Origin of the sequence: Acidiphilium sp. (genome assembly GCF_049977125.1) — a bacterium.
In the GTDB taxonomy this organism is placed as follows: domain Bacteria; phylum Pseudomonadota; class Alphaproteobacteria; order Acetobacterales; family Acetobacteraceae; genus Acidiphilium.
On the sequence record NZ_JBMFGY010000019.1, the window covers coordinates 19,752 to 40,701 of the forward strand.

The 20,950-nt window shown below is 67.2% G+C and carries 19 protein-coding genes; 6 read left to right on the forward strand and 13 right to left on the reverse strand.

What is annotated here, in order from left to right; translation table 11 throughout:
• Window positions 1–2: 2 nt before the first annotated feature.
• Entirely contained in the window at window positions 3–1,889 is a 1,887-nt protein-coding gene (locus ACP5E6_RS05215; protein ID WP_427952514.1) for a SurA N-terminal domain-containing protein, read from the reverse strand.
• 140 nt (window positions 1,890–2,029) lie between these two features.
• Here ACP5E6_RS05215 and tpiA point away from each other — a divergent pair, with 140 nt between their 5' ends.
• Window positions 2,030–2,758, forward strand: a complete 729-nt coding sequence (gene tpiA / locus ACP5E6_RS05220; RefSeq protein WP_427952545.1) for a triose-phosphate isomerase — start codon at window positions 2,030–2,032, stop codon at window positions 2,756–2,758.
• Between the two features lie 85 nt (window positions 2,759–2,843).
• A complete protein-coding gene (locus ACP5E6_RS05225; RefSeq protein ID WP_427952516.1) occupies window positions 2,844–3,095 on the forward strand; it encodes a hypothetical protein in 252 nt (83 codons plus the stop codon).
• A gap of 335 nt (window positions 3,096–3,430) precedes the next feature.
• Here ACP5E6_RS05225 and ACP5E6_RS05230 read toward each other — a convergent pair whose 3' ends face one another.
• The 7 genes from ACP5E6_RS05230 to ubiA all read right to left on the reverse strand — a co-directional run bounded on the left by ACP5E6_RS05230 (window position 3,431) and on the right by ubiA (window position 10,243).
• On the reverse strand, window positions 3,431–4,912 hold the full coding sequence (locus tag ACP5E6_RS05230) for a DUF2867 domain-containing protein (RefSeq protein WP_427952518.1): 1,482 nt from the start codon (window positions 4,910–4,912) through the stop codon (window positions 3,431–3,433).
• A 140-nt stretch (window positions 4,913–5,052) separates the two neighbouring features.
• Window positions 5,053–5,835 (reverse strand): succinate dehydrogenase iron-sulfur subunit, encoded by a 783-nt coding sequence (locus tag ACP5E6_RS05235; protein ID WP_427952520.1) that lies wholly within the window; start codon window positions 5,833–5,835, stop codon window positions 5,053–5,055.
• 16 nt (window positions 5,836–5,851) lie between these two features.
• The gene (gene sdhA, locus ACP5E6_RS05240) at window positions 5,852–7,663 is read right to left on the reverse strand and encodes a succinate dehydrogenase flavoprotein subunit (protein WP_427952522.1); all 1,812 of its coding nucleotides are present in this window, start codon (window positions 7,661–7,663) and stop codon (window positions 5,852–5,854) included.
• A 16-nt stretch (window positions 7,664–7,679) separates the two neighbouring features.
• Window positions 7,680–8,084: a succinate dehydrogenase, hydrophobic membrane anchor protein gene (sdhD, locus tag ACP5E6_RS05245; protein WP_427952524.1), complete on the reverse strand. Its 405-nt coding sequence runs from the start codon at window positions 8,082–8,084 to the stop codon at window positions 7,680–7,682.
• Window positions 8,081–8,545, reverse strand: coding sequence for a succinate dehydrogenase, cytochrome b556 subunit (gene sdhC, locus ACP5E6_RS05250; protein WP_427952526.1), 465 nt, complete (start codon window positions 8,543–8,545; stop codon window positions 8,081–8,083). The genes sdhD and sdhC overlap by 4 nt, the downstream gene beginning before the upstream one ends.
• Window positions 8,546–8,690: 145 nt before the next feature.
• Window positions 8,691–9,329, reverse strand: coding sequence for a class I SAM-dependent methyltransferase (locus ACP5E6_RS05255; protein ID WP_427952528.1), 639 nt, complete (start codon window positions 9,327–9,329; stop codon window positions 8,691–8,693).
• Window positions 9,326–10,243 (reverse strand): 4-hydroxybenzoate octaprenyltransferase, encoded by a 918-nt coding sequence (gene ubiA, locus ACP5E6_RS05260; RefSeq protein WP_427952530.1) that lies wholly within the window; start codon window positions 10,241–10,243, stop codon window positions 9,326–9,328. Before ubiA ends, ACP5E6_RS05255 begins: the two co-directional genes overlap by 4 nt.
• On the opposite strand from ubiA, the gene ACP5E6_RS05265 reads away from it, so the two are divergent.
• Window positions 10,242–10,958, forward strand: a complete 717-nt coding sequence (locus tag ACP5E6_RS05265) for a 16S rRNA (uracil(1498)-N(3))-methyltransferase (RefSeq protein ID WP_427952532.1) — start codon at window positions 10,242–10,244, stop codon at window positions 10,956–10,958. The genes ubiA and ACP5E6_RS05265 overlap by 2 nt on opposite strands.
• 15 nt (window positions 10,959–10,973) lie before the next feature.
• Window positions 10,974–12,335, forward strand: a complete 1,362-nt coding sequence (locus ACP5E6_RS05270) for a glutamate--cysteine ligase (RefSeq protein WP_427952534.1) — start codon at window positions 10,974–10,976, stop codon at window positions 12,333–12,335.
• Window positions 12,336–12,350: 15 nt separating this feature from the next.
• Here the strand turns inward: ACP5E6_RS05270 and ACP5E6_RS05275 are convergent, their stop codons facing one another.
• The 4 genes from ACP5E6_RS05275 to ACP5E6_RS05290 are packed head-to-tail and all read right to left on the reverse strand — an operon-like array spanning window position 12,351 to window position 18,913.
• The gene (locus ACP5E6_RS05275; protein WP_427952536.1) at window positions 12,351–14,366 is read right to left on the reverse strand and encodes a hypothetical protein; all 2,016 of its coding nucleotides are present in this window, start codon (window positions 14,364–14,366) and stop codon (window positions 12,351–12,353) included.
• Window positions 14,363–17,035: a DUF4159 domain-containing protein gene (locus ACP5E6_RS05280; protein WP_427952537.1), complete on the reverse strand. Its 2,673-nt coding sequence runs from the start codon at window positions 17,033–17,035 to the stop codon at window positions 14,363–14,365. Before ACP5E6_RS05280 ends, ACP5E6_RS05275 begins: the two co-directional genes overlap by 4 nt.
• On the reverse strand, window positions 17,032–17,892 hold the full coding sequence (locus ACP5E6_RS05285) for a DUF58 domain-containing protein (RefSeq protein ID WP_427952538.1): 861 nt from the start codon (window positions 17,890–17,892) through the stop codon (window positions 17,032–17,034). The genes ACP5E6_RS05280 and ACP5E6_RS05285 overlap by 4 nt, the downstream gene beginning before the upstream one ends.
• Complete coding sequence (locus ACP5E6_RS05290; protein WP_427952539.1) at window positions 17,885–18,913, reverse strand: AAA family ATPase; 1,029 nt, start codon at window positions 18,911–18,913, stop codon at window positions 17,885–17,887. The genes ACP5E6_RS05285 and ACP5E6_RS05290 overlap by 8 nt, the downstream gene beginning before the upstream one ends.
• Window positions 18,914–19,126: 213 nt before the next feature.
• Here ACP5E6_RS05290 and ACP5E6_RS05295 point away from each other — a divergent pair, with 213 nt between their 5' ends.
• Entirely contained in the window at window positions 19,127–19,675 is a 549-nt protein-coding gene (locus ACP5E6_RS05295; RefSeq protein ID WP_427952547.1) for a DUF1285 domain-containing protein, read from the forward strand.
• Window positions 19,676–19,709: 34 nt separating this feature from the next.
• The gene (locus tag ACP5E6_RS05300) at window positions 19,710–20,267 is read left to right on the forward strand and encodes an NUDIX hydrolase (RefSeq protein ID WP_427952541.1); all 558 of its coding nucleotides are present in this window, start codon (window positions 19,710–19,712) and stop codon (window positions 20,265–20,267) included.
• A 6-nt stretch (window positions 20,268–20,273) separates the two neighbouring features.
• Here the strand turns inward: ACP5E6_RS05300 and ACP5E6_RS05305 are convergent, their stop codons facing one another.
• Window positions 20,274–20,693 (reverse strand): hypothetical protein, encoded by a 420-nt coding sequence (locus ACP5E6_RS05305; RefSeq protein ID WP_427952543.1) that lies wholly within the window; start codon window positions 20,691–20,693, stop codon window positions 20,274–20,276.
• Window positions 20,694–20,950 lie beyond the last annotated feature (257 nt).

Genomic DNA, 20,950 nt, shown 5'->3' on the forward strand with positions numbered 1-20,950 from the left:
CCTTAATCGCTGATCTGGTGCAGCTTCGCTGCGTTGATCGTGACATGGTAGCGGCTGCGCAGCGCGGTCGCATAGGTCTGCAGGATGTCGGTCTGCATCGCCTGGTCGAGCGCGGTCTGGATCCGGGATCTGATCGCCGGGTCGCTGCCGGGCTTCGGCTCGGCGATGCGGGTCACAACGCCAACGACGAATTCCGAATTGGTCTCCACCATGGTCGGCTCACCGGGCTTGAGCGTGAAAATGATCGGCAGCAGTTTGGCCGGCAGTCCCGGCGCCGGCTTGGCGCGGGTCATCGGCGGCGAGGTCGTGATCGGCTGGCCGGCGGCGCTGGCGGCCTGAGCAAAACTCGTGCCTGATTTCACCGCGGCGAGCAGGCCAGCGGCGGCGATCTCCTCCTGGCGTTTGACCTGGCTGCCGGTCCAATCCGCCAGCACGTCGGCCTTGATCGTGTGGTATGGTTTCAGAGCGGGCGGGATCAGTTTCTGCACGGTCAACGCATAGTAGCTGTCATCCGGCCCGGTGATCGCGCGGGGCTGAGTGGCCGGGGCGGTATCGAACGCGGTTTTGATGATCGCCGCACGCAGGGCTTTCGGCCCCGGAATCGGGGCCGGCGTTCCGGCGGCGGTCAAGCCCTGGGCATCGAGCGTTCCCTCGACGGCGACCAGATGTAAATCTCCGGGCAGATGATCAAGCGCCGTGTTGCCGGCGAGCGCATCCTGCAATTTGGTCACGCTCGCCGCAACGATATGCCGCGCCTTGCGCAGCTGCGCCGCCGCCTTCACCTGCGGCTCGACCTGATCAAGCGGCGTCACGCCACCCGGAGTCGCCTGGGTGACCTTGAACACATAGGTCCCCAAGGCGCCGGTCACGGGTGGCGCAACCTGACCTTGCGTGGCGGCGAACACCGCCTTGGCCAGACGACCCGAGGGAAACTGATCGGGCACGGCGTTCTTGAACGTAACGGCGGTCGCGGTCGCGGCGGCGGCGGCTCGCTTCATCGCCGCCCAATCGGCCCCCTTGGTCCATTGATCGGCGAGTTTGGCGGCGCTGGCGGCATCCTCGGCGGTGATGATTTCGACGGTGCGGCTTGCGGTGCGGGCGAACCTGGATTTCTCGGCCTCGTATTCATCGGCGATTTCAGCCTGCGTCACGGTCTGGTCGGGGGCGAGCAGCGCGGGCGAGAGGATGACCACCTGGATCTTGCGCAGCGCCGGCGTTGAAAACCTGCCAGGATGGTTGCGCCAATAGCGCCGCAACACGGCGGTCGCGGGCGGTGGCGGCGGGGTGGCGGCCGCAAAGGGCAGTTGCGCGTATTGAACGGTACGCTCCTGGCCAACATAATCGAAAATCTGCTGCACCAGCGGCGCGGGCGCCTTGGCCCCCGCCGTGATCGCCTGCACGATCTGGCTGGCGTCCAGCCCGCGCGCGATATCCGCCATGAAGATTGCGGGCGTCAGATTATGTTGGGCGAGCACCTGGTTGAAAATGGTCTTGTCGAATTTGCCATCCGACCCGTCGAATACGGTCATCGCGAAAATCTGCTGGCGCAGCGCCTCGGGTGGCGCGGTAACGCCGAGATGCCGCGCATCGAGCGCCATGGTCGCGCGGTCGATCGCCTGACCCAGCGCCGCGCCGGCATAAAGACGCCGCTCGCCCTGGCTTGGCTCGGCGCCGTCATGCGCCTTGGCATAGGCGGTGATCTGCTGCTGATAGGTGGTGTTGATCGCGGCCGCCTCGATTTTCTGCCCGCCGACCGAAGCCACCGCATCACCGCTGCCTTGTTGGGTCACCACGCTGGAGACGCCCCAGAAGATGAACACGGCGATCAGCACCATGAAAAACGCGCGAACCAGCCAGTTATCGAGCAGTTTACGGATCGACGAAAGCATCCGGATCAGACCTTATCCAACAGGTGACGCGCGGGCCAGACCGCGCAGGCGCATTGAGCGAGGCGCGTCATACCACGAGTGCGCCCGATTGCCACCCGCGGGCGGACGCACTACCTCGGAGCGATGATGGAGGGTTCATGATGCGTCCGATGATCGCAGGAAACTGGAAAATGAACGGCACACTGGCCGCTCTGCCGGCATTCGTGGCGGGGTTGGGGCGAACCGGCACAGATGTCGATCTGTTGATTTGCCCGCCATTTCCGCTGATCGGCCCGATGATCGCGGCACTTCGTGGCACCGCCATCGCTGTGGGGGCGCAGGATTGCGCGGTCGAAACCGCCGGCGCCCACACCGGCGATGTCTCGGCCGTGCTGCTCGCGGAAATCGGCGCCAGCCACGTCATTCTCGGCCATTCCGAACGCCGCGCCGACCACGGCGAAACCTCCTCGCTGGTGCGTGACAAGGCCCGTACCGCCATCGCCGCCGGGCTGATCCCGATCATTTGCGTTGGCGAGACGCTCGATGAGCGCGAGGCCGGCGAGGCCGAAACCGTGGTGCGCGCGCAGCTGGCCGGCAGCGTGCCGGATCATTTCGCCGGCCTGATCGCCTATGAGCCGGTCTGGGCGATCGGCACCGGCAAGACCCCGACCGAGGCCGATGTCGCGGCGATGCACGCCACCATCCGCGCCGCACTCGGACGCCAACTCGGCGATGCCGGCACCACCATGCGCATTCTCTACGGCGGTTCGGTGAAACCCTCGAACGCGGCCGCATTGCTCGCGGTACCCGAGGTCGGCGGCGCGCTGATCGGCGGCGCCAGCCTTCAGGCCGATGATTTCAGCGCCATCGCGGCGGCTGCCCCTCGGTGATCCCTACCGCTCCGCGATCGAAATCCCTTGCGTCGCGCCGGTAAATCGGGTGGAAAGAGTGAAATTTCGCACGGGGAGTTCGATCATGTCGCGATTATTGATCAAGGCTGGGTTGATCGCGATCACCATCGGGCTGCTCTGTCCCGGTGCGGCGCATGCGCAGAGCGCCAATCCGGCGCAACCCACGACAGCGAAACAATCGACGACGGCAAAAACAAAATCCAAGACCACAAAACAATCCGGTCGCATGACCGCCGACCAGCTGAACCAGCAGCAATTGTCGAAACTGCCGCCGATGCCGGCCACTCAGGCCAAGGTGATCACCCCGGCCAACTGATCCGCGCCGCGCGGTGCCGCACACCTGCACAGAACGACCGGCTAGAGCGATATGCGGTTAGGTTGACGCGGCAGCGGCAACATAATCGCATGAAATCGCTCGAAAAACATAGTCCTGGAGCGTTACGCTGAAAGCATAACGTTCCAGAGCGATATGCGATTACGTTGACGCGGCAGCGGCAACATAATCGCATGAAATCGCTCGAAAAACATAGTCCTGGAGCGTTACGCTGAAAGCATAACGCTCCAGAGCGATATGCGGTTAGGTTGACGTTGCCGTGGCAACATAATCGCGTGAAATCGCTCGAAAAAGCATAACGCCCCAGGACAATTCGCTCAGTCGGGCACGGCGCGCGCGGCGGCGGTTCGTTCGAGCAGTTCGGCGCGCCGGGTGATCGCCGCGGTCATGCCCTTGAAAATGAACATATGGGCCGGCACGAAGGCGTACCAGTATGACAGGCCCCAGATCCCCTGCGGGTGCCAATAGGCGGTGATCGTGAGGGTGGTGCGGCCGTGCTCATGCGGCGTGATCACGAATTCAAGCGCGCCGGAGCCCGGCGCGCGCATGCCGAATTGCAGCGTGAGCAAACGTTCGGGTTCCAGCGCCATCACGGTCCAGCTATCGATCCGGTCGCCGAGGCGCAGTTCGGTCGGATCGCGGCGGCCCTTGGCCAGGGCGGAACCGCCGGCCAGCCAGTCCATCACCGCGCGAATTTCCCACAGCACATCCGCGTAGTAATACCCGGTATTGCCGCCGATCGCGGTCACGACATGCCAGAGCGCCTGAGGCGAGGCGGTGGTGATGGCGCTGGCGCCCGCGCGCTTGGCGTAGAACGCATGATCCTGACGGTAGTTACGGTACATGAACAGACCTTCGCTCCAGCGGGCGGCGACGGCATGCTGCCGTTCGGCTACGAGCGCCGCCACTACCGAATCCCGATACCCCAGAAGCGGCTGCGGCACCAGTTGACGCAGTGCGGCATCATCGGCCGGAATGTCGTGTCCCAGTCCCGCGACGAGTGCGCGCGCGATGCTGGTGGGCACCGTCGTGACCAGGCCGAGCCAGTAGGATGACAGGCGCGGCGTCAGCAGCGGCACGCGCAGGATGCGCGGGTGCCGGCCGACGATTTCGCCGAACTGCCGCATCATCGCCTCATAGCTCAGAAAATCCGGCCCCGCGGCATCGAGAATCGCGCCGGCGGTCTGTGCCAGATCGGCGACATGGATCAGATAGTACAACAGATTGCTCAGCGCGATCGGGGCCGATCGCGACTGGATCCATTTCGGCGCCAGCATGAACGGCAGGGCATTGACCAGATCGCGGATCACCTCATACGCGGCCGATCCGGGTCCAACGATAACGCCGGCGCGGATTTCGGTGACCGGGACGGTCCCGGCGCGAAGCCGATCGCCCGTGGCGCGGCGGGACAACAGATGCTCCGAGGCGGCGTCGGGGGGCACCAGCCCGCCGAGATAGATGATCCGCTCGACACCGGCGCGCGCGGCGGCATCTGCGAAATGACCGGCCGCGACAATGTCGATCCGGCCGAAATCACGACCGGCCGCCATGGAATGGACCAGATAATACGCAACACCGACGCCGCGCAGCGCGGCATCGAGGGTTTCCGGGCGCAGCGCATCGGCTTCGACCAGCTCGACCTCCTGCCACGACCGGGATTCGAGCACCGCGCGGCTGCGGGCGCAGGCGCGGACGGGGCGACCGGCGCGAACCAGCGCGGGCACGAGATTGGAGCCGATATAACCGCTGGCGCCGAACACCAGCACCGGACGCGGCTGTGGGTCGGGATGGGTATTCATCGAGGGCGCACCGGCAACATCACGGCGTCAGGATAGGCGAAGGGGTCCGATCACGCCATGACATGGAACAAGGATACCAGCCGCGGGTATCCTCGCCTCGCGCGGTGGCGCAACCGCCCTGCCCTCGCCCGGTGGCTGGATCAGCCCCGCCGTTCGATCATGCGTTGCTTGATTTTACCGATCGCCTGGGCCGGGTTGAGGCCCTTGGGGCAGGTCTGGGTGCAATTCATGATCGTGTGGCAGCGATAGAGTTTGAACGGATCTTCCAACGCATCGAGCCGTTTGCCGGCGTTTTCGTCCCGTGAGTCGACGATCCAGCGATAGGCCGCCATCAGCACCGCCGGGCCGAGGAAACGATCGCCGTTCCACCAGTAGGACGGGCAGGATGTGCTGCAACAAAAGCACAGGATGCACTCCCACAACCCATCGAGTTCGGCGCGCTCCTCGATGCTTTGCAGCCGTTCCGCATCGGGTGGCACCGGACTGTCAGCCTGAAGCCAGGGTTCGATCGAGGTGTATTGCGCATAGGCCTGGGTCAGGTCGGGGATCAAATCCTTGACCACCGCCATATGCGGCAGCGGGTTGATCTTCACCGCGTCCTGCACCGACTCGATCGGCTTGAGGCAGGCGAGTGTATTGGTGCCATCGATGTTCATCGCGCAGGAGCCGCAGATGCCTTCCCGGCAGGAACGGCGGAACGTCAGGGTCGGGTCGATCTCGTTCTTGATCTTGATCAGCGCGTCCAGCACCATCGGGCCGCATTGGTCGAGGTCGATTTCATAGGTGTCGGTATGCGGATTGCCGCCCTCATCGGGGTTCCAGCGATAGACCTGGAAACTCTTGACGTTGGTGCTGCCGGCGGGCGCCTTGTGGGTCGTACCGGCAACGACGCGGCTGTTCTTTGGGAGAGTCAGTTCGGCCATGGTGGAAAATCCCTGATCAATACACGCGCTTTTTCGGCGGAAACACCGAGACGTCGTTGGTCATCGTCTGCATCCGCACCGGGCGGTAATCGAGTGCTACCGCGCCGTCGGGCGTGCAGGTGGCCAGCGTGTGTTTCAACCAGTCATGATCGTCGCGTTCGGGAAATTCGTCATGCGCGTGCGCGCCCCGGCTCTCGTGGCGACCTTCCGCCGAAACCATCGTGGTAATCGCGTTGCCCATCAGGTTCTGGAGCTCGAGCGCCTCCATCAGGTCGGAATTCCAGATCATGCCGCGATCGGACACCGCGATATCCTTCATGCCGTGCCAGAGGGCGGACATTTTATCGACCCCCTCCTTGAGGGTTTTCGAATTGCGGAACACCGCGGCGTGGCTTTGCATGGTGCGCTGCATGCTATCGCGCAGGGCGGCGACCGTGGTGTCGCCTTTGGCGTGGCGCGTGGCATCGAGCCGGTCGAGCGAGGCTTCACCGGCGCGCGGCGGCAGATTGGGTTGCGAGGCGCCGGGGGTGACGATTTTCGCGGCCTGGTGCGCCGCGGCGCGGCCGAACACCACGAGATCGAGCAGCGAATTGGTGCCGAGCCGGTTGGCGCCATGCACCGAGACGCAGGCGGCTTCACCCACCGCCATCAGCCCCGGCACGATCGCGTCGGGATCTGACGCGGTCGGACGCAGCACCTCGGCGCGGAAATTGGTCGGGATACCGCCCATGTTGTAGTGCACGGTCGGCAGCACCGGAATCGGCGCCTTGGTGACATCGACGCCGGCGAACACCCGTGCGGTCTCTGAAATACCGGGCAGGCGCTGATGCAGGCGCTCGGGATCGAGCCCCTCCAGATGCAGCATGAGATGATCTTTTTTCGGCCCGCATCCCCGACCCTCCGCGATCTCGATGATCATCGAGCGCGACACCACGTCACGCGAGGCGAGGTCCTTGGCGGTCGGGGCGTAGCGCTCCATGAAGCGCTCGCCTTCGGCATTGGTCAGGTAGCCGCCTTCCCCGCGCGCGCCCTCGGTGATCAGGCAGCCGGCGGGAAAGATGCCGGTAGGGTGAAATTGCACGAACTCCATGTCCTGCATCGGCAGACCGGCGCGGAGCGCCATGCCGCCGCCATCGCCGGTGCAGGTGTGGGCGGAGGTACACGAGAGATAGGCGCGGCCGTAGCCGCCGGTCGCGAGCACGACGAGCTGCGCGCGGAAGCGGTGGATCGTGCCGTCTTCAAGGCACCAGGCCATCACGCCCCGGCAGGCACCCTCATCGTCCATGATCAGGTCGGTCGCGAAATATTCGACGAAGAATTCCACATCCTGCTTGAGGCTCTGCTGATACAGCGTGTGCAGGATGGCGTGGCCGGTGCGGTCGGCGGCGGCGCAGGCGCGCGGCACCGGGGCGGCGCCGAATTCCTTCATATGGCCGCCGAACGGACGCTGGTAGATCTTGCCGTCCTCGGTGCGGCTGAACGGCACGCCGAAATGTTCGAGCTCGTAGATCGCGGGGATCGCCTCGCGGACCATGTATTCGATCGCATCCTGATCGCCGAGCCAATCCGAGCCTTTGACGGTATCGTACATGTGCCAGCGCCAATCATCCGGCTCCATGTTGCCGAGCGCGGCGCCAATGCCGCCCTGGGCGGCGACGGTGTGGCTGCGGGTGGGAAAGACTTTGGTGATGCAGGCGGTTTTCAGCCCGGCCTGACCCATGCCAAGGGTGGCGCGCAGGCCCGATCCGCCGGCACCAACCACCAGGACGTCATAGGTGTGGTCGATGATGGTATAAGCCCCGAGCGAAGGCTTCGACATCGCGTTCATGCAATTTTCCTGACGATCAGAAAGACAGTTTCAAAACCGAGAGCAGCGCGAGCAAACCAAACAGCGCAACGCCAGCACGCATTCCAAGCAGTGCCATGAGGCGCCGGCTCTCCGTATGGATGTAGTCCTCGATCACGACCTGCAAACCCAGCTGCAAATGGTAGAACAGGGCAGCGACCAGCGCGATGAACAGAACGCCGTTCCAGGGCTGCGCCATATAGCGCAGCATCGCGGCCTGATCGGCCCCTTCAAGCAGGAACACCGAGAGCACGAAATACAGCGTCAGCGGCAGCAGCGCCATCGCGGTCAGGCGCTGCGCCCACCAATGGCCGAGACCGGATTTGGCCGCACCCATGCCACGGACCTGACCGAGCGAGGATCGCATGATCTTGACCGCCTGGTCACCACGGGGGGCGCTCACAGGATCACCAGCCCGATGATCCAGAACACGACCGTCAGCCCGACGCTGGCGATCATGACGGCGTAACCGGTGCGGTGCATCGTCGGCAGATCAAACCCATAGCCGGCATCCCACAGCAGATGACGGATGCCGTTGCAGAAATGATAGAACAACGCGAGGGTGAAGCCGAACAGCACGATCATGCCGATGATGGAATCGAGCAGCGCCTGCGCATCGGCGAAGGCCCCCGGTGAGGTCGCGGCGGCGGCGAGCCAGAGCGAAAGCAACATCGCGCCGAGCGCCAGCGCCACCCCGGTCAGGCGGTGAAAAATCGACAGTGCCGAGGAGATCTGTGGCTTATAGACCTGCAAATGCGGCGAGAGCGGGCGCTGCACCAGTTTGCCGGCGGTATTGCGCCCCTGCATCAGGGCCTCACGCATATCTTGCATGGTGATCACCAGTTTCAGTGGATCGGTGGACACGGATCGTTGAAGAAACATTTCGAAATGCTGCACTTGCTTACTGCTCGAGGTGGCGAGGGTCAACCGGATGTCAATGTGCCGGCGAGCGTGAAGAAACGCCTTCATTTTTGCGAAAAAACCGCAAAAACCCCGGGTTGCCAACCCGTCAGGTCACCCGATAGAGAATGGTCTCCCGGTGGGTGCGGCTTTCGAGCTCGGCCGTGGTCGCGATGTCGTAGCGGGCGAATTCGGCCAGTCCAGCGGCGGGAACATAGGCACGGCCAGGGTCGGCGATCCAGACCTCCGCGGTCGCGGCACATGCGCGCAACCATGGCCAGATATGCCGCGTCATCGGGGCTTCGTAGCAGATGTCGCCGCACAGAACGAGATCGGCCTCGAGCGGCGCGCCGGTGGCATCACCGATCGCGATAGCGATGCGCGCGCCGTTGGCCGCTGCGTTGAGCGCGATCGCGGCACCCGCCATCGGATCAATCTCGATCGCGGTGACCACGCCCGCCCCCGCCTGGAAGGCGGCAATGCCCGCGAGACCCGATCCGGCCGCAAAATCGACCACCCGCTTGCCGCGCACCAATTCCGGGTGATCCAGGATGTGACGGGCCAGCGCGATCGATCCCGGCCAGGCGAACGCCCAATAGGGCGGTGCTATTCCGGTTTCGGCCAGATACGCCTCGGTCGCCTGCCAGATCGGGGTGATTTCGCTGGCGAGATGCAACCGGATTTCGCCGATCATCTCAGGCGCGGCGAGGCGTGTGGCACCGCGGATGAAGTCCTGCCGATCGGTCATTGTCCGAGCAGGATGGCCAGCGCGACCAGCAGCCCGACCTCACGATTGAGCTTGAACAGGCTGAGGCAGCGGGGCGGGTTATCGATATCGAGCCGGATAATCTGCCACAGCAGCAGACCGGCCGGGGCGATCAGCGCGATGACGCCCAGCGGCCGCAGACCGGCAAGTCCAAAGGCGGCGAGCAGCAGAACCATCATGCCGCCATAGCACGCGATCAGGAACATCCGGGTGCCGGCGCCGAATTTGAGCGCGGTGGATTTGATCCCGGCCAGGGAATCATCCTCGCGGTCCTGATGCGCGTAGATCGTGTCGTAGCCGAGAATCCACAGGATGGTGGCGCCATAGAGCGGCAGAACCGGCCAGCCGAGCACGCCATGCGCCGCGGCGTAGCCCATCGGCGCGCCCCAACCGAAGGTGAAGCCCAGGACCAGTTGTGGCCAGTAGGTGAACCGCTTCGCCGCCGGATACAAAACGACCGGCACGAGCGACATCACCCCCAGGATTTCCGCCGAACGGTCGAGCAGCAACAGGATGACCAGCCCGACCAGCAGCAGCACCGCGAGAAAGCCCAGCGCCTGAAGCAGCGAGACCGTTCCGGCGGCGATCGGGCGGGCGGCGGTGCGGGCGACCTGACGGTCGAGTTCGCGGTCCCATACATCGTTCACCACGCAACCGGCCGCCCGCATCACCACCGCGCCGACCGCGAACAACACGATCAGATACAGGCTGAACCAGCCGCCGGCGCCCGCGAGCAGAATACTCCACAGCCCTGGCAGAAACAGCAGCCACACGCCGATCGGCCGATCCAGCCGGGCGAGCAGCGCGAACGGGCGCCACGATGCGGGCAGGCCGGCAACCCATCCTGAGGTGTCGATATCGGTGAATCCGCGATCTGCTGGTAAAGCGTCGGTCATGGCCTCGATCATTCGCCTTCATATGCCGCCGAAACTGGCAACCGGTGCGGTGATTGGCACAAATGCCGCCCAGGCGCACTACCTCGGCGCGGTGATGCGCCGGCGCGCGGGCGATGGGTTGCGCGTCTTCAACGGGACCGACGGCGAGTACGACGCCGTGATCGAGCGGATCGGACGGCAGGGTGCTGATGTGCTGCTGCGCGAACAGACCCGCCCGCCCGCGCCCGAGCCGGATTGCTGGCTGGCATTCGCCCCGGTGAAGCGCGACGCGACGGATCTGATCGTCGAGAAGGCGACCGAACTGGGGGTAAGCGCGATCCATCCGGTGTTCACCGAACGCAGCCAGACCGGGCGGGTCAATCGGGACCGGCTCGGCGCGATCGCGACCGAGGCGGCCGAGCAATCGGAACGTCTGCACGTGCCACCGGTCGCTGAACCGATTGATCTGGCGCGGTTCCTCGCCGGTTTTCCCCCGGGCCGGCGGCTGTTCGTCGCGGCGGAGCGCCAGGCCGCGCCGCCCTTGGTGCCGATGGCCGATTTGCAACCCCAGGCCCTGCTGATCGGCCCCGAAGGCGGGTTTGCGCCGGCGGAACTTGACGGCATGGCACGGCATGGGTTTGTTACCCTCGTTTCGCTCGGGCCGCGTGTTCTGCGCGCCGAGACTGCCGCCATCGCCGGGCTTGCGCGCCTCCTCGCCGCACCCGATCAGAGTTGAGATCAGGAGACACGCTTGTCGAATCCCGGAGAGGCCGATACGACGCCGATCACCTCATCGCGCCAGCTGGCCGCGTGGTTCGAGGCCGGGTGCAAGACGCCGGACGAGTTCCGCATCGGCACCGAACATGAGAGTTTCGGCTTTCGCCTGACCGACCACGCGCCGCCGCCCTACGAGGGCGGTATCCGCGACCTGCTGGAGATGATCGCGGCGGATGAGGGGCTGGCACCGATCCTGGATCGGGGCAAGCCGATCGGGCTGACCGGGCAAAATGTCTCGATCTCGCTGGAACCGGGCGGACAGTTCGAGTTATCGGGCGGGATTTTTGCCTCGCTGCACGAAACCAAGGCCGAGATCGACACGCATATCGCCCGCATCCACCGGGTCGGGCCGAAGCTGGGGCTGGGGTTTGCCTCGCTCGGATTTCACCCGACCGCGCGACAAGCCGATTTCGACTGGATGCCGAAGGGGCGCTACGCGATCATGCGCGCCTACATGCCCAAGGTGGGATCACGCGGGTTCGACATGATGCTGCGGACCTGCACGGTGCAGGCCAATCTGGATTTCTCGTCCGAAGCCGACATGGTCCGCAAAATGCGGGTGAGCTACGCGCTGCAACCGCTCGCGACCGCTCTGTTCGCCAACGGACCGTTTCGCGAGGGCAAGCCGGACGGGCTGCTGTCGAACCGGGCCTATACCTGGCTCGATGTCGACAATGCGCGTTCGGGGATTCCACGCGCCGTGTTCGAGGATGGCTTCGGCTTCGAGCGCTATGCCGACTACCTGCTCGATGTGCCGATGTATTTCGTCTATCGCGATGGGCGGTATCTCGATGCCTCAGGCCGGTCGTTCCGCGATTTCATGGCGGGCCGCCTCGCCGGATTCGAAGGCCAGACGCCGACGATCGGCGATTTCGCCGATCACGCGACCACCGCGTTCCCCGATGTGCGGCTGAAGCGGTTCATCGAAACCCGCGGGGCCGATGCCGGCAATCCGGCGATGCTGCTGGCCCAGCCCGCGCTATGGACCGGGTTGTTCTACGATGATGCCGCGCTCGAAGCGGCCCACGCCCTGGTCCGCGACATCGGGTACGACGATCTGGTCGCGCTGCGTAACGCCGTGCCGCGGTCCGGGCTCGACATCGCCTTCGGCAAAGGCTCCCTGCGCGATCTGGGCCGGGATGTGGTGGCGATCGCGGCCGAGGGGTTGCGCGCCCGGGCGCGGCTCGATGCGTCCGGCGCGGATGAGCGGATCTATCTCGCGCCGTTGCAGGCGATCGTCGATGGCGCGCCGACCCAGGCGGAGTATTGGCTGGGGCGCTATCACGGCGCCTGGCACGGCAATGTCGAGCAGATCTTCGCCGAAGCGGCGCTCTGATCCCACCGGCGCGGCTCACCCCCGCTCGCGCCACCACGCCGCCGCCAGCAGGGCGAACGCGAGCATGGCGGTCGGGATGGCCGGCGGGATCGGAATATCACGCGCGCCGGTGACCAGCGCGGCGTGACGCCGGTGCAGCAGGCCCGACCAGTTCGGTTTCGCGGTCTGGCCCAGCCAGACGATCCGCCCGCCGGTGCGCGCCGCGATCGGGGCGAACACCCGGTCCGTCGCCGCGAGATCGGCCTGTTCGGCCGGGTCGTTATTGGCCGCGCCGGCGTAGGCGGTCATGCCACCCGCCTGCACCCGCCAGACGCCGGGCAGGTTCGCCGCCAATGCCGTCGCGTAACGGCCGGGGCCGGTGCGATGCAACGGCACCATGCGCGTGGCGCCGCCCGGATCGGTCACCACGACCGATCCGGGCGCGCCGCCGCGCAGCGAGCGCCGTTCGATCCTGAGCGTGTCGCCGTCGAACCGCGCGGATAATTGCCGCGCCGCCAGCGAAGGTTCACCGAGCAGCCAATGCACCGTGCGCCGCAGCAACGGCTCGGCCGGTCCCGCCATGGTCGGGTCATGCGCCAGGGCGCCGCGCGCCCAGAGCCAGAACTGATCCGACAGCAGCATCGCGACGCGCCCCTTGCCGGCATGCGCCAGAATGAGCAACGGCGCACGCGCCGGACCCTGGGTGCGCAGCAGGGTGACGCCGGCGGATTGCTGCACGCTTTCATAGCGATACCACGGGCCGAGGTGATCATGCGCCAGCGCCGCGGTGACCGGATCACGCCGCCCGGCACGCGTGAGCGTCGGGTCGAACCGGCCGGTCACGGTGCCGGCGCCATAGGGGCGCGCCGGCAGGATCGGTTCCAGCGGTGAGCGATCGAGCGAGTTTTCCCCCTCGAATTCGGCACCGGCCTCGATCAGCAGCGCGCCGCCGGCGCGGACATGGTTGGTGATATTGGCGAGGTAGGGCGGCAGCAGCAGATCGTCGTTGGCGAATTGGTCGAGAATGATCAGGTCGAATTTGCCGAGGTCGCGCCCGAACAGCTGATTGACCGGAAACGGGATCAGCGCCATGTCGCGCACCGGGGCGGCGAGCGGCTCGCTCGGCAGACGCAGGATGGTGAAATTGACCAGCCGCACCGCCGGATCGGCTTTCAGAAGCAACCGCCAGGTGCGCAGACCCGGATTGGGCGCGCCCGCGATCAGCAACACGGTCAACCGCCGCCGCACCCCGGCCAGATCGAACACCGCCTGATCGTTCGCGGTCGATACCGCGCCCGCCAGCGGTTGCGCCGCCACCGCGACCACGGCAGTCCCGGCATGGGCGATCCTGAGCCGCACCACCGTCGGGGTACCGACCGTCGCGATCACCCGCGCCGCGATCCGGCCATCGACCGAGACACTCACCGGCACCTGATCGCCGCGATCGTCGCGCCCATGATCGCGCACCACGAAGCGCAGCGCGACGTGATGCCCGACCAGACCATAGCGGGGCGCCGCGATCAGGCTGAGCGCACGGTCGGTCTGGTTGCCCGAGGCCGCGAGCAACGCCGATACCTTTACGCCGGGCGGTATCCGCACCGGCCGATCGGTGGCCTCGCCATCGGTAATCGCCACCACCCCGGCCAGCCGATCGGGCGGGATCGCCGCCAGCGCCGTGCGCAATGTGGCAAACAGCGGCGTGCCGTCGTCATGCGATCCGGTCACGCTCACCACGCGCAGCCGGGTGTCCGGCGGCAGGGTCGCGACCAGATGATGAAACGCGACATCGGCGAGCCGCGTTCGATCGCCGATCGTCATCGAGGGCGAACGGTCGCGGATCACCAGGGCGATGTCGGGCAGCGGCGTCGTTGTCCGCACCTGCCAGCGCGGTCCGGCGAGAACGGCGAGCAGCAGGGCGAACCCCAAGGCGCGCAGCACGGCGCCGCGCGCCCGCCGCGCCATCCCGGCCAGCACGACCAGTGCCGCCAGCACCGCCAGCGCGATCAGCGCCGGAACCGGGATCAGGGGTGAAATGCCGATCGGCAGCATCATTGCGCGAGACGGCGCAGGATCGCCGGGATCTGCACCTGATCGGATTTATAGGTACCGGTCAGCGCATACATCACGAGGTTGACGCCGAACCAGTCGGCATCCTGGCGTTGCCCCGGCGCACCGGGCAGCAGCGCGCGCATCGGCATGCCCGCGCCATCGACCGCCCAGGCCCCGGCCCAGTCATTCGAGCCGATCACCACCGGGCTGACCCCGTCGGCATCACGTCCGCCCTTGGCCGCGATAAAGACCGGCGCCCCATCGAACCGCCCCGGAAAATGCCGGGCGAGAAAAAACGTGTGCGCCAGCGTATCACGATCGGTCAGGGTTTCCAGCGGTGGAATCGCAAGACAGGCGGTGGCCTTGCGCAGCGCCGCCCCCGCCCCCGGATCGAACCCGGCGCCGGACCCGGCCAGCTCCGCGCCGCCGCCGTCAGTGTCGATCACCAGAAGTCCGCCACCGGCCATGAACGCATCGAGCGCGCGGCAGGCCGAAGGGTCCGGCGGACGTGTGGCGGCGGTGATCGGCCAATAGAGCAGCGGATAGAAATTCAGATTATCGGCTCCCGGCGTGACACCGCGCGGCGCGGCCAGGCGTGCCGCGGTTTCCTGATTGACCAGATCGGAGATCGCGCCCAGCCCGGCCCGGCTGACCGCGTCGATCCGCGCATCGCCGGTGCGGACATAGGCGAGCATCGGGGCCAGCGCGCCGGGCGGCGGCGCGGCATGCGCGCGGGGTGCGAGGCCGAGCAGCAGCAGCGCCGCCACCCCGGCGCGCCACCGCAGCGCGCCGCGCAGCAGCAACGAGATCAGCCCATCCGCGATCAGGATCGCCAACGCCAGCGCCAGAACCGGTGGACCGAAGCGCCGGGCGCGCGGCACCGCATCCAGCCCCATCACCGGCACCGTCGCCGGAAAGGCCGCTGCCGCCGGCACCGGCACATGATCCCCGATATTGAGGGCCACCACCCCATGCGCATTGCCCCATAGTCCCGGCGGATGGAGCGGCGAGACCATCGTCGTGATAAAATCGCCCGCGGCCAGGGATCGCGCCGCCGCACCCGGCACCACCAGCGCGCCGGCGCCGTTGAGCACCCGCAGGGGTCGCAACAGGCCCGATTTCGGGGCCGAGCCGAGTCCGAGATGCACCAGACGATCGATCAGCGCCGGAAAATCCGCCGCGATCGGCCAGTTCGACCAGGCGGCGTTCGCCGTGGTCAGCACCGACACCAGCGCGCCGCGCCCCTGCCGCGCGCCCAGAACAATCGGCGTGCCATCGCTCAGCCGCGCCCATACCGTGGCCGGGTCGAGGGTGGCGGGATCGGCGAGGATCTGACGCGAGACCGTCGCATGGTCCGGCAACGCCAGACCGGCGAGGGGTGAGTCACGATCGAACGCGGCAATCCGCTCGGGCTTGCCGGCAGCCAGCGCGCTGCCCAGTTCGCGCACGCCGCGCATCAGCGTATCGGGGGTCAAAGCGTCGGGTTGCGGCGCGGTCAATGGCCCGGCAAAGCGGATCACGACACCGCCCGCCGCCATGAAGCGGCGCAGCCGGCCGATTTCACCGGGGTCGAGCGGCAGATCGGCCATGATGATGGCGCTGACCCCGGCGGCGATCAACTGATCGACCCTGCCGGTGCGGACAAGGGTGCCCACCGGCAGCGCCCGCCGGACGTAATAGAGGGTGCCGAGCAGCCGTTGTTCGGGATTGGCGGTGCCGCCCGAGGCCAGCCCGACGGTGACCAGCCGGGTCGCGCCATCGAGCAGCGCGATGCCGCCGGGTGCGGCGGCGCCGGGCAGCGCCAGTCTGGCGACCTGTGCGGCGAGCGCCACCGGCAGGTCAAACCGCGCCTCGCCGTGTGTGGCGCCCGGCGATACCCTCACCACGACCCGCGCCAACGCGGCACCGGACGCCGCCTCGGCCAGCACCGGTTGCAGGATCGCCGCGGGCTGCGCCACCACGCCCAGCCGGGCGATCAACGCCCCATCCGGCGCGAGGCCGGGAGGGTACAACAGGCGGATGGATTTCGCGCCATTGGTGATGATCCATGCAGGGTCGAGCGCGGCGACGAAGCGGTTAAGCCCCGGCGCGGCCAGGGCATCGGCCAGATACACCCCGGTAATGTCGTGGTTGTGGCGGCGCACGGCGCGCACCGCCGCCGTGTCCTGCGCGCGGTCGGCCGGCCAGGGTTCGGCATGCAGGGCGCCGAGCGCCGCCAGCGCGCCGGTGCGGGCAAGGACGCCGCTCGCCTGCGGTTGACGCCCCGCCGCGGTGCCGGCGGTGGCGAGCAGGATCACGCCGCGGTGTCCCGCTTGATCGACAATGCGGCGCGCCGCCGCGATCCGGGCGGAAAAATCCGGCGCCGCCGCCCAGGAATTATCGATCACGAGCAGGATCGGTCCGGTGCCGGGCAACAGGCGGGGCGGCACGATCTGCGGCCCGGCGAAGCCGATGATCACCAGCGCCGCGGCGAGCAGACGCAGCAGCAGCAGCCAGATCGGCATCCGCACCGGGCTGCGTTCGGTCGGCAGAATGTCGCGCAGCAGGCGGAGCGGGGGAAACACCTGCCGGCGCGGCGCCGGGGGAGTGGCGCGCAACAGGAAATAGAGCGCCGGCAGCAGGATCAACCCCGCCAGGATCGCCGGGGTGGCGAAGCTGATCGGGCCGATCATGCGACCGGCTCCAACCCGGCGCGGAGCGCCGCCAGCGCGGGGCCGGGCGAGGCGTCGGTGCGGTGAAACACCGGCACCAGCCGCGCCGCCTCCGCCGCATTGACCACCAGGGCGCGCTGAGCCGCGATCCGGGCGCGGTAGGCGGCGGCGACATCCTCGGCGCGGGCGACATCCTCCGGCGGGTCATTGCTCGCCGCTTCGAACAGGACCCGGCCGCGATAGGGGAATTCGCACTCGGCGGGATCGAGCAGGTGAAGCAGGGCGCCGCCGCGCGCCGCCGCGCCATGCCGCGCCAGACCGGCGGTGAGCGCATCGGCCGGATCGAGAAAGTCGCCGATCATCGCCAGCCGTCCGGGCGGCGGCGTTGCGGTCGCGGGGAGCAGAAACCCGGCGGCGAGGCGATCGAGCGCGCCCGGACCAGCGAAGGCCGGGGTGCGGCCGAACAGGGCCACCCGCTCGCCACCATCGAGCGCCAGGGCGGCGAGGGCGAGGGCGAGCAGCATCGCCCGGTCGCGCTTGGTCTCGCCGCTGCGCTGGCTGGAGAATGCCATGCCGGGATGGTCCTGGAGGGCGATCACCAGGGTTTCGACCGATTCCCATTCACGCTCGCGGACGTAGAGCCGCTCGCCGCGCGCGCTGCGCCGCCAGTCGATACTGCGGGGGGCATCGCCGTCCCGCACGTCGCGATATTGCCAGAATTGTTCGCCGGCCCCGGCGCGGCGCCGGCCATGCCGGCCGGGCGTGGCACTCGCGGCGAGGCGCTGGGCGGCCAGCACGAGCGCCGGCAGCCGCGCCGCCAGGACCTGCGCCGCCGCGACGTGCCGGCCGGCCGATGGGGAGGGATGCCGGTCAGCCAAGCGCCTTGGTCACCACCCGGCCGATCAATGCCTCGACCCCGGCGCCCTCGGCGCGGGCCGCGAAGGACAGGCCCATCCGGTGGCGCAGCACCGGCGGCGCCAGGGCGGCGACATCGTCGAGACTTGGCGCCTCCCGCCCATCGAGCAGGGCGCGCGCCCGGCAGGCGAGCATCAGCGCCTGGGCGGCGCGCGGCCCCGGCCCCCAGGCCAGCGCCTCGGCGAGTTCGGGGATGAGCGGCGTTTCCGGCCGCGCGCCGCGCACCAGCCGCAGGATGCCGTCGAGCACATGCTCGCCCACCGGCATGGCGCGCACCAGATGCTGCGCCGCCCGCAACCCCGCCGGGTCGAGCACGGGGCGCACCTCGGCCTGGGCGATGCCGGTGGTGGCGAGCAGCATCGCCCGTTCGTCGGGCAGGCTTGGATAATCGATCCGGATTTCGAACAGGAAGCGATCGAGCTGCGCCTCCGGCAGCGGGTAGGTCCCCTCCTGTTCCAGCGGATTCTGGGTCGCCAGCACATGGAACGGTTCGGGCAACGCACGGTTCAGCCCGGCGACCGCGACGCGGTTTTCGGCCATCGCCTGCAACAGCGCGGACTGGGTGCGCGGGCTGGCGCGGTTGATTTCATCGGCCATCAGCAATTCGGTGAAGACCGGCCCCTCGATGAAGCGGAAGCTGCGGCCGCCGGCGGCGTCGGTCTCGAGGACCTCGCTGCCCAATATATCGCCGGGCATCAGGTCGGGGGTGCATTGGATCCGCCGTGTCGCCAGACCGAGTGCGGCGGCGAGGGCCTCGACCAGACGGGTCTTGCCGAGGCCCGGCACACCGACGATCAGCGCGTGACCGCCGGACAGGATCGCGGCGAGACATTGCTCGATCACGGCGTCCTGGCCGAGGATGACCCGCCGGATTTCATCGCGCGCCGCGGCCAGCCGGGTGGTGGTGGCGGCGAACCGCGCCAGAATATCCGTCTCGGATGCGATATATCCGGCGGGGACATCATTTTGCAACATGCTGGTCATTTGTGATCGCCTGTGTGGTTTTACCGGGAGTGCCGCCTGCCTATATCAACATGTATGAACGATCAGGTCGAAGCATAGAGGCGCGCCATTGTGAACGATTTCCACCGTAACGCCGGAGAGTCGCCGCTGTTTCCGACAATGGGGACCATGGCGCAGAACCCGTCGAAGGACAACGGCCTGGCGTCATGCAGTCACGGGCGGACGCTGCGGACGATGGCGCCGCTCGCCGCGACGGGAAGTCCGCGGCGTGTGCCGGTGGATTGCGGTGATCTGCCGTTCGTGATCCGGCGCGATGGCGTCTGGTTGTATCGTGGCTCGCCGATCACGCGGAAATCGATGGTGTGCCTGTTCGCCAGCGTGCTCAAGCGCGATGCCGAGGGGCAGTTCCTGCTGGAGACCCCGGCCGAACGCGGGCGGATTGCGGTGGAGGATTCACCGTTCGTCGTGGTCGGGCTCGACTGGACCGGGGATGGACGCTCTCAGGTGCTGAATTTTCGGACCAACATCGATCAGATCGTGACCGCCGGGCCGGCGCACCCGCTGCGGATCGCCCATAACCTGCTGACGTGCGAGCCGACTCCTTATGTGCATCTGCGCGATGGCGACGGGATGTTTCCGATCGAGGCGCGGATCAACCGGGCGGTCTATTACGAGCTGGTCGCGCTGGCCGAGCCCGGTGTGCGGTTCGGCCGGAATGTGCTGGGGGTCTGGAGTCAGGGGGCGTTTTTCTCGCTCGGCGAGATCTCGTCCTGCACCGATTGATCCGGGCTGACGGCGGGTTCACAATGACCCGGTGATGAATGTCGATGAAATCCGGCGCCGGCTCAGCCATCCGGCCGCCGCGCCCAAGCCGGGTGTGCCGGCTTGCGGCGCGCGATCGGCCGCCGTGCTCGTCGCGATCGATCCGGCGGCGGGGGTGTGGCTGACCCGGCGCTCGGCGGATCTGGCGCATCACGCCGGCCAGGTGGCGCTGCCGGGCGGCACGCTCGACCCCGGCGATGCGTCTCCCGAGGCGGCGGCGTTGCGCGAGGCGTGGGAGGAGATCGGCCTCGATCCCGCGCTGGTCGAAGTGATCGGGCGGCTCGACGATTTCGCGACCGGCACCGGGTTTCACGTGACGCCGGTGACCGCCCTGATCCATGGCACGCCCCGGTTCACCGCCGCACCCGGCGAGGTCGCGGCGATTTTTCCGCTCGGCCTTCATATTCTGCTCGATCCCGCGCTGCCGGAATGGCGCCGCGGCACCTGGCATGGCGGCACGCGCGACTTTCCGGTCTGGCCGCACCCCGATCATGTGATCTGGGGGGTGACGGCGTGGATTCTGTACCGGCTGGCGCGGGTGCTGCGCGGGTGAGCGGGGTCAGTCAAGCGGCTGACTGGCGGGTGAAGCGGCGGTTTTGGTTTGCGGTTGCATCGGCACGTTGATCAGATAGGGGTAATCAAAGGCGGCGCCATCGTTGACATCGACCCCGGTGCCGATGATGCCGCCGAACAGGATGTTGCCGAATTCAAGATTTTTTGTCGTGGACGCGACAATACGGACGCCGGGACGAAATCCCGGTCTGGAGCATTCGACGTTGAGATCATCATAGTCGCGATGCACCGTGACAGTGCCGGGCGCACGGACAAACCAGGTGCCGTCCTTGTTTTTCAGAGTGCACAAGGCGTTGGCGACAGTATGATCGTAGGAGTTGCCGCCGACGGAATAGGTTGCCACCGAGATGGTCTGGTGCGATCCATCCATGATCGAGGCGCAGCCGGCAGCGGGTAGCAAAAGCATGATCGGTATGATCATTCGGGGAAGCGGATAGGACATGAAGTCTCCTGCGTGATCTCGGTTATGGTTGCGGTGTCCGAACCGGATGATCGGATCACCGTAATGCGGCGAGGCAGTTTTGCAGGCGCGGATTAACAGCGTTCTAACGGTCGAGATTTTTTGTAACAGACGGACCTCATTGTCATGGTGATTGAAGACGGGTCCCGGGGGCCGATGGAACCGGCGGGGTTGGCGGCGTTGTGGCGGGTCATTCCCGAAGC

Coding starts and splice junctions, on each gene's coding strand:
- ubiA (WP_427952530.1), bottom strand. CDS start 10,243: ATGACCGACGCTTTACCAGCAGATCGCGGATTCACCGATATCGACACC.
- ACP5E6_RS05300 (WP_427952541.1), top strand. CDS start 19,710: ATGAATGTCGATGAAATCCGGCGCCGGCTCAGCCATCCGGCCGCCGCG.
- tpiA (WP_427952545.1), top strand. CDS start 2,030: ATGCGTCCGATGATCGCAGGAAACTGGAAAATGAACGGCACACTGGCC.
- ACP5E6_RS05295 (WP_427952547.1), top strand. CDS start 19,127: ATGGCGCCGCTCGCCGCGACGGGAAGTCCGCGGCGTGTGCCGGTGGAT.
- ACP5E6_RS05215 (WP_427952514.1), bottom strand. CDS start 1,889: ATGCTTTCGTCGATCCGTAAACTGCTCGATAACTGGCTGGTTCGCGCG.
- ACP5E6_RS05275 (WP_427952536.1), bottom strand. CDS start 14,366: ATGATGCTGCCGATCGGCATTTCACCCCTGATCCCGGTTCCGGCGCTG.
- ACP5E6_RS05225 (WP_427952516.1), top strand. CDS start 2,844: ATGTCGCGATTATTGATCAAGGCTGGGTTGATCGCGATCACCATCGGG.
- ACP5E6_RS05235 (WP_427952520.1), bottom strand. CDS start 5,835: ATGGCCGAACTGACTCTCCCAAAGAACAGCCGCGTCGTTGCCGGTACG.
- ACP5E6_RS05290 (WP_427952539.1), bottom strand. CDS start 18,913: ATGACCAGCATGTTGCAAAATGATGTCCCCGCCGGATATATCGCATCC.
- ACP5E6_RS05280 (WP_427952537.1), bottom strand. CDS start 17,035: ATGATCGGCCCGATCAGCTTCGCCACCCCGGCGATCCTGGCGGGGTTG.
- ACP5E6_RS05265 (WP_427952532.1), top strand. CDS start 10,242: ATGGCCTCGATCATTCGCCTTCATATGCCGCCGAAACTGGCAACCGGT.
- sdhA (WP_427952522.1), bottom strand. CDS start 7,663: ATGAACGCGATGTCGAAGCCTTCGCTCGGGGCTTATACCATCATCGAC.
- ACP5E6_RS05305 (WP_427952543.1), bottom strand. CDS start 20,693: ATGCTTTTGCTACCCGCTGCCGGCTGCGCCTCGATCATGGATGGATCG.
- ACP5E6_RS05230 (WP_427952518.1), bottom strand. CDS start 4,912: ATGAATACCCATCCCGACCCACAGCCGCGTCCGGTGCTGGTGTTCGGC.
- ACP5E6_RS05255 (WP_427952528.1), bottom strand. CDS start 9,329: ATGACCGATCGGCAGGACTTCATCCGCGGTGCCACACGCCTCGCCGCG.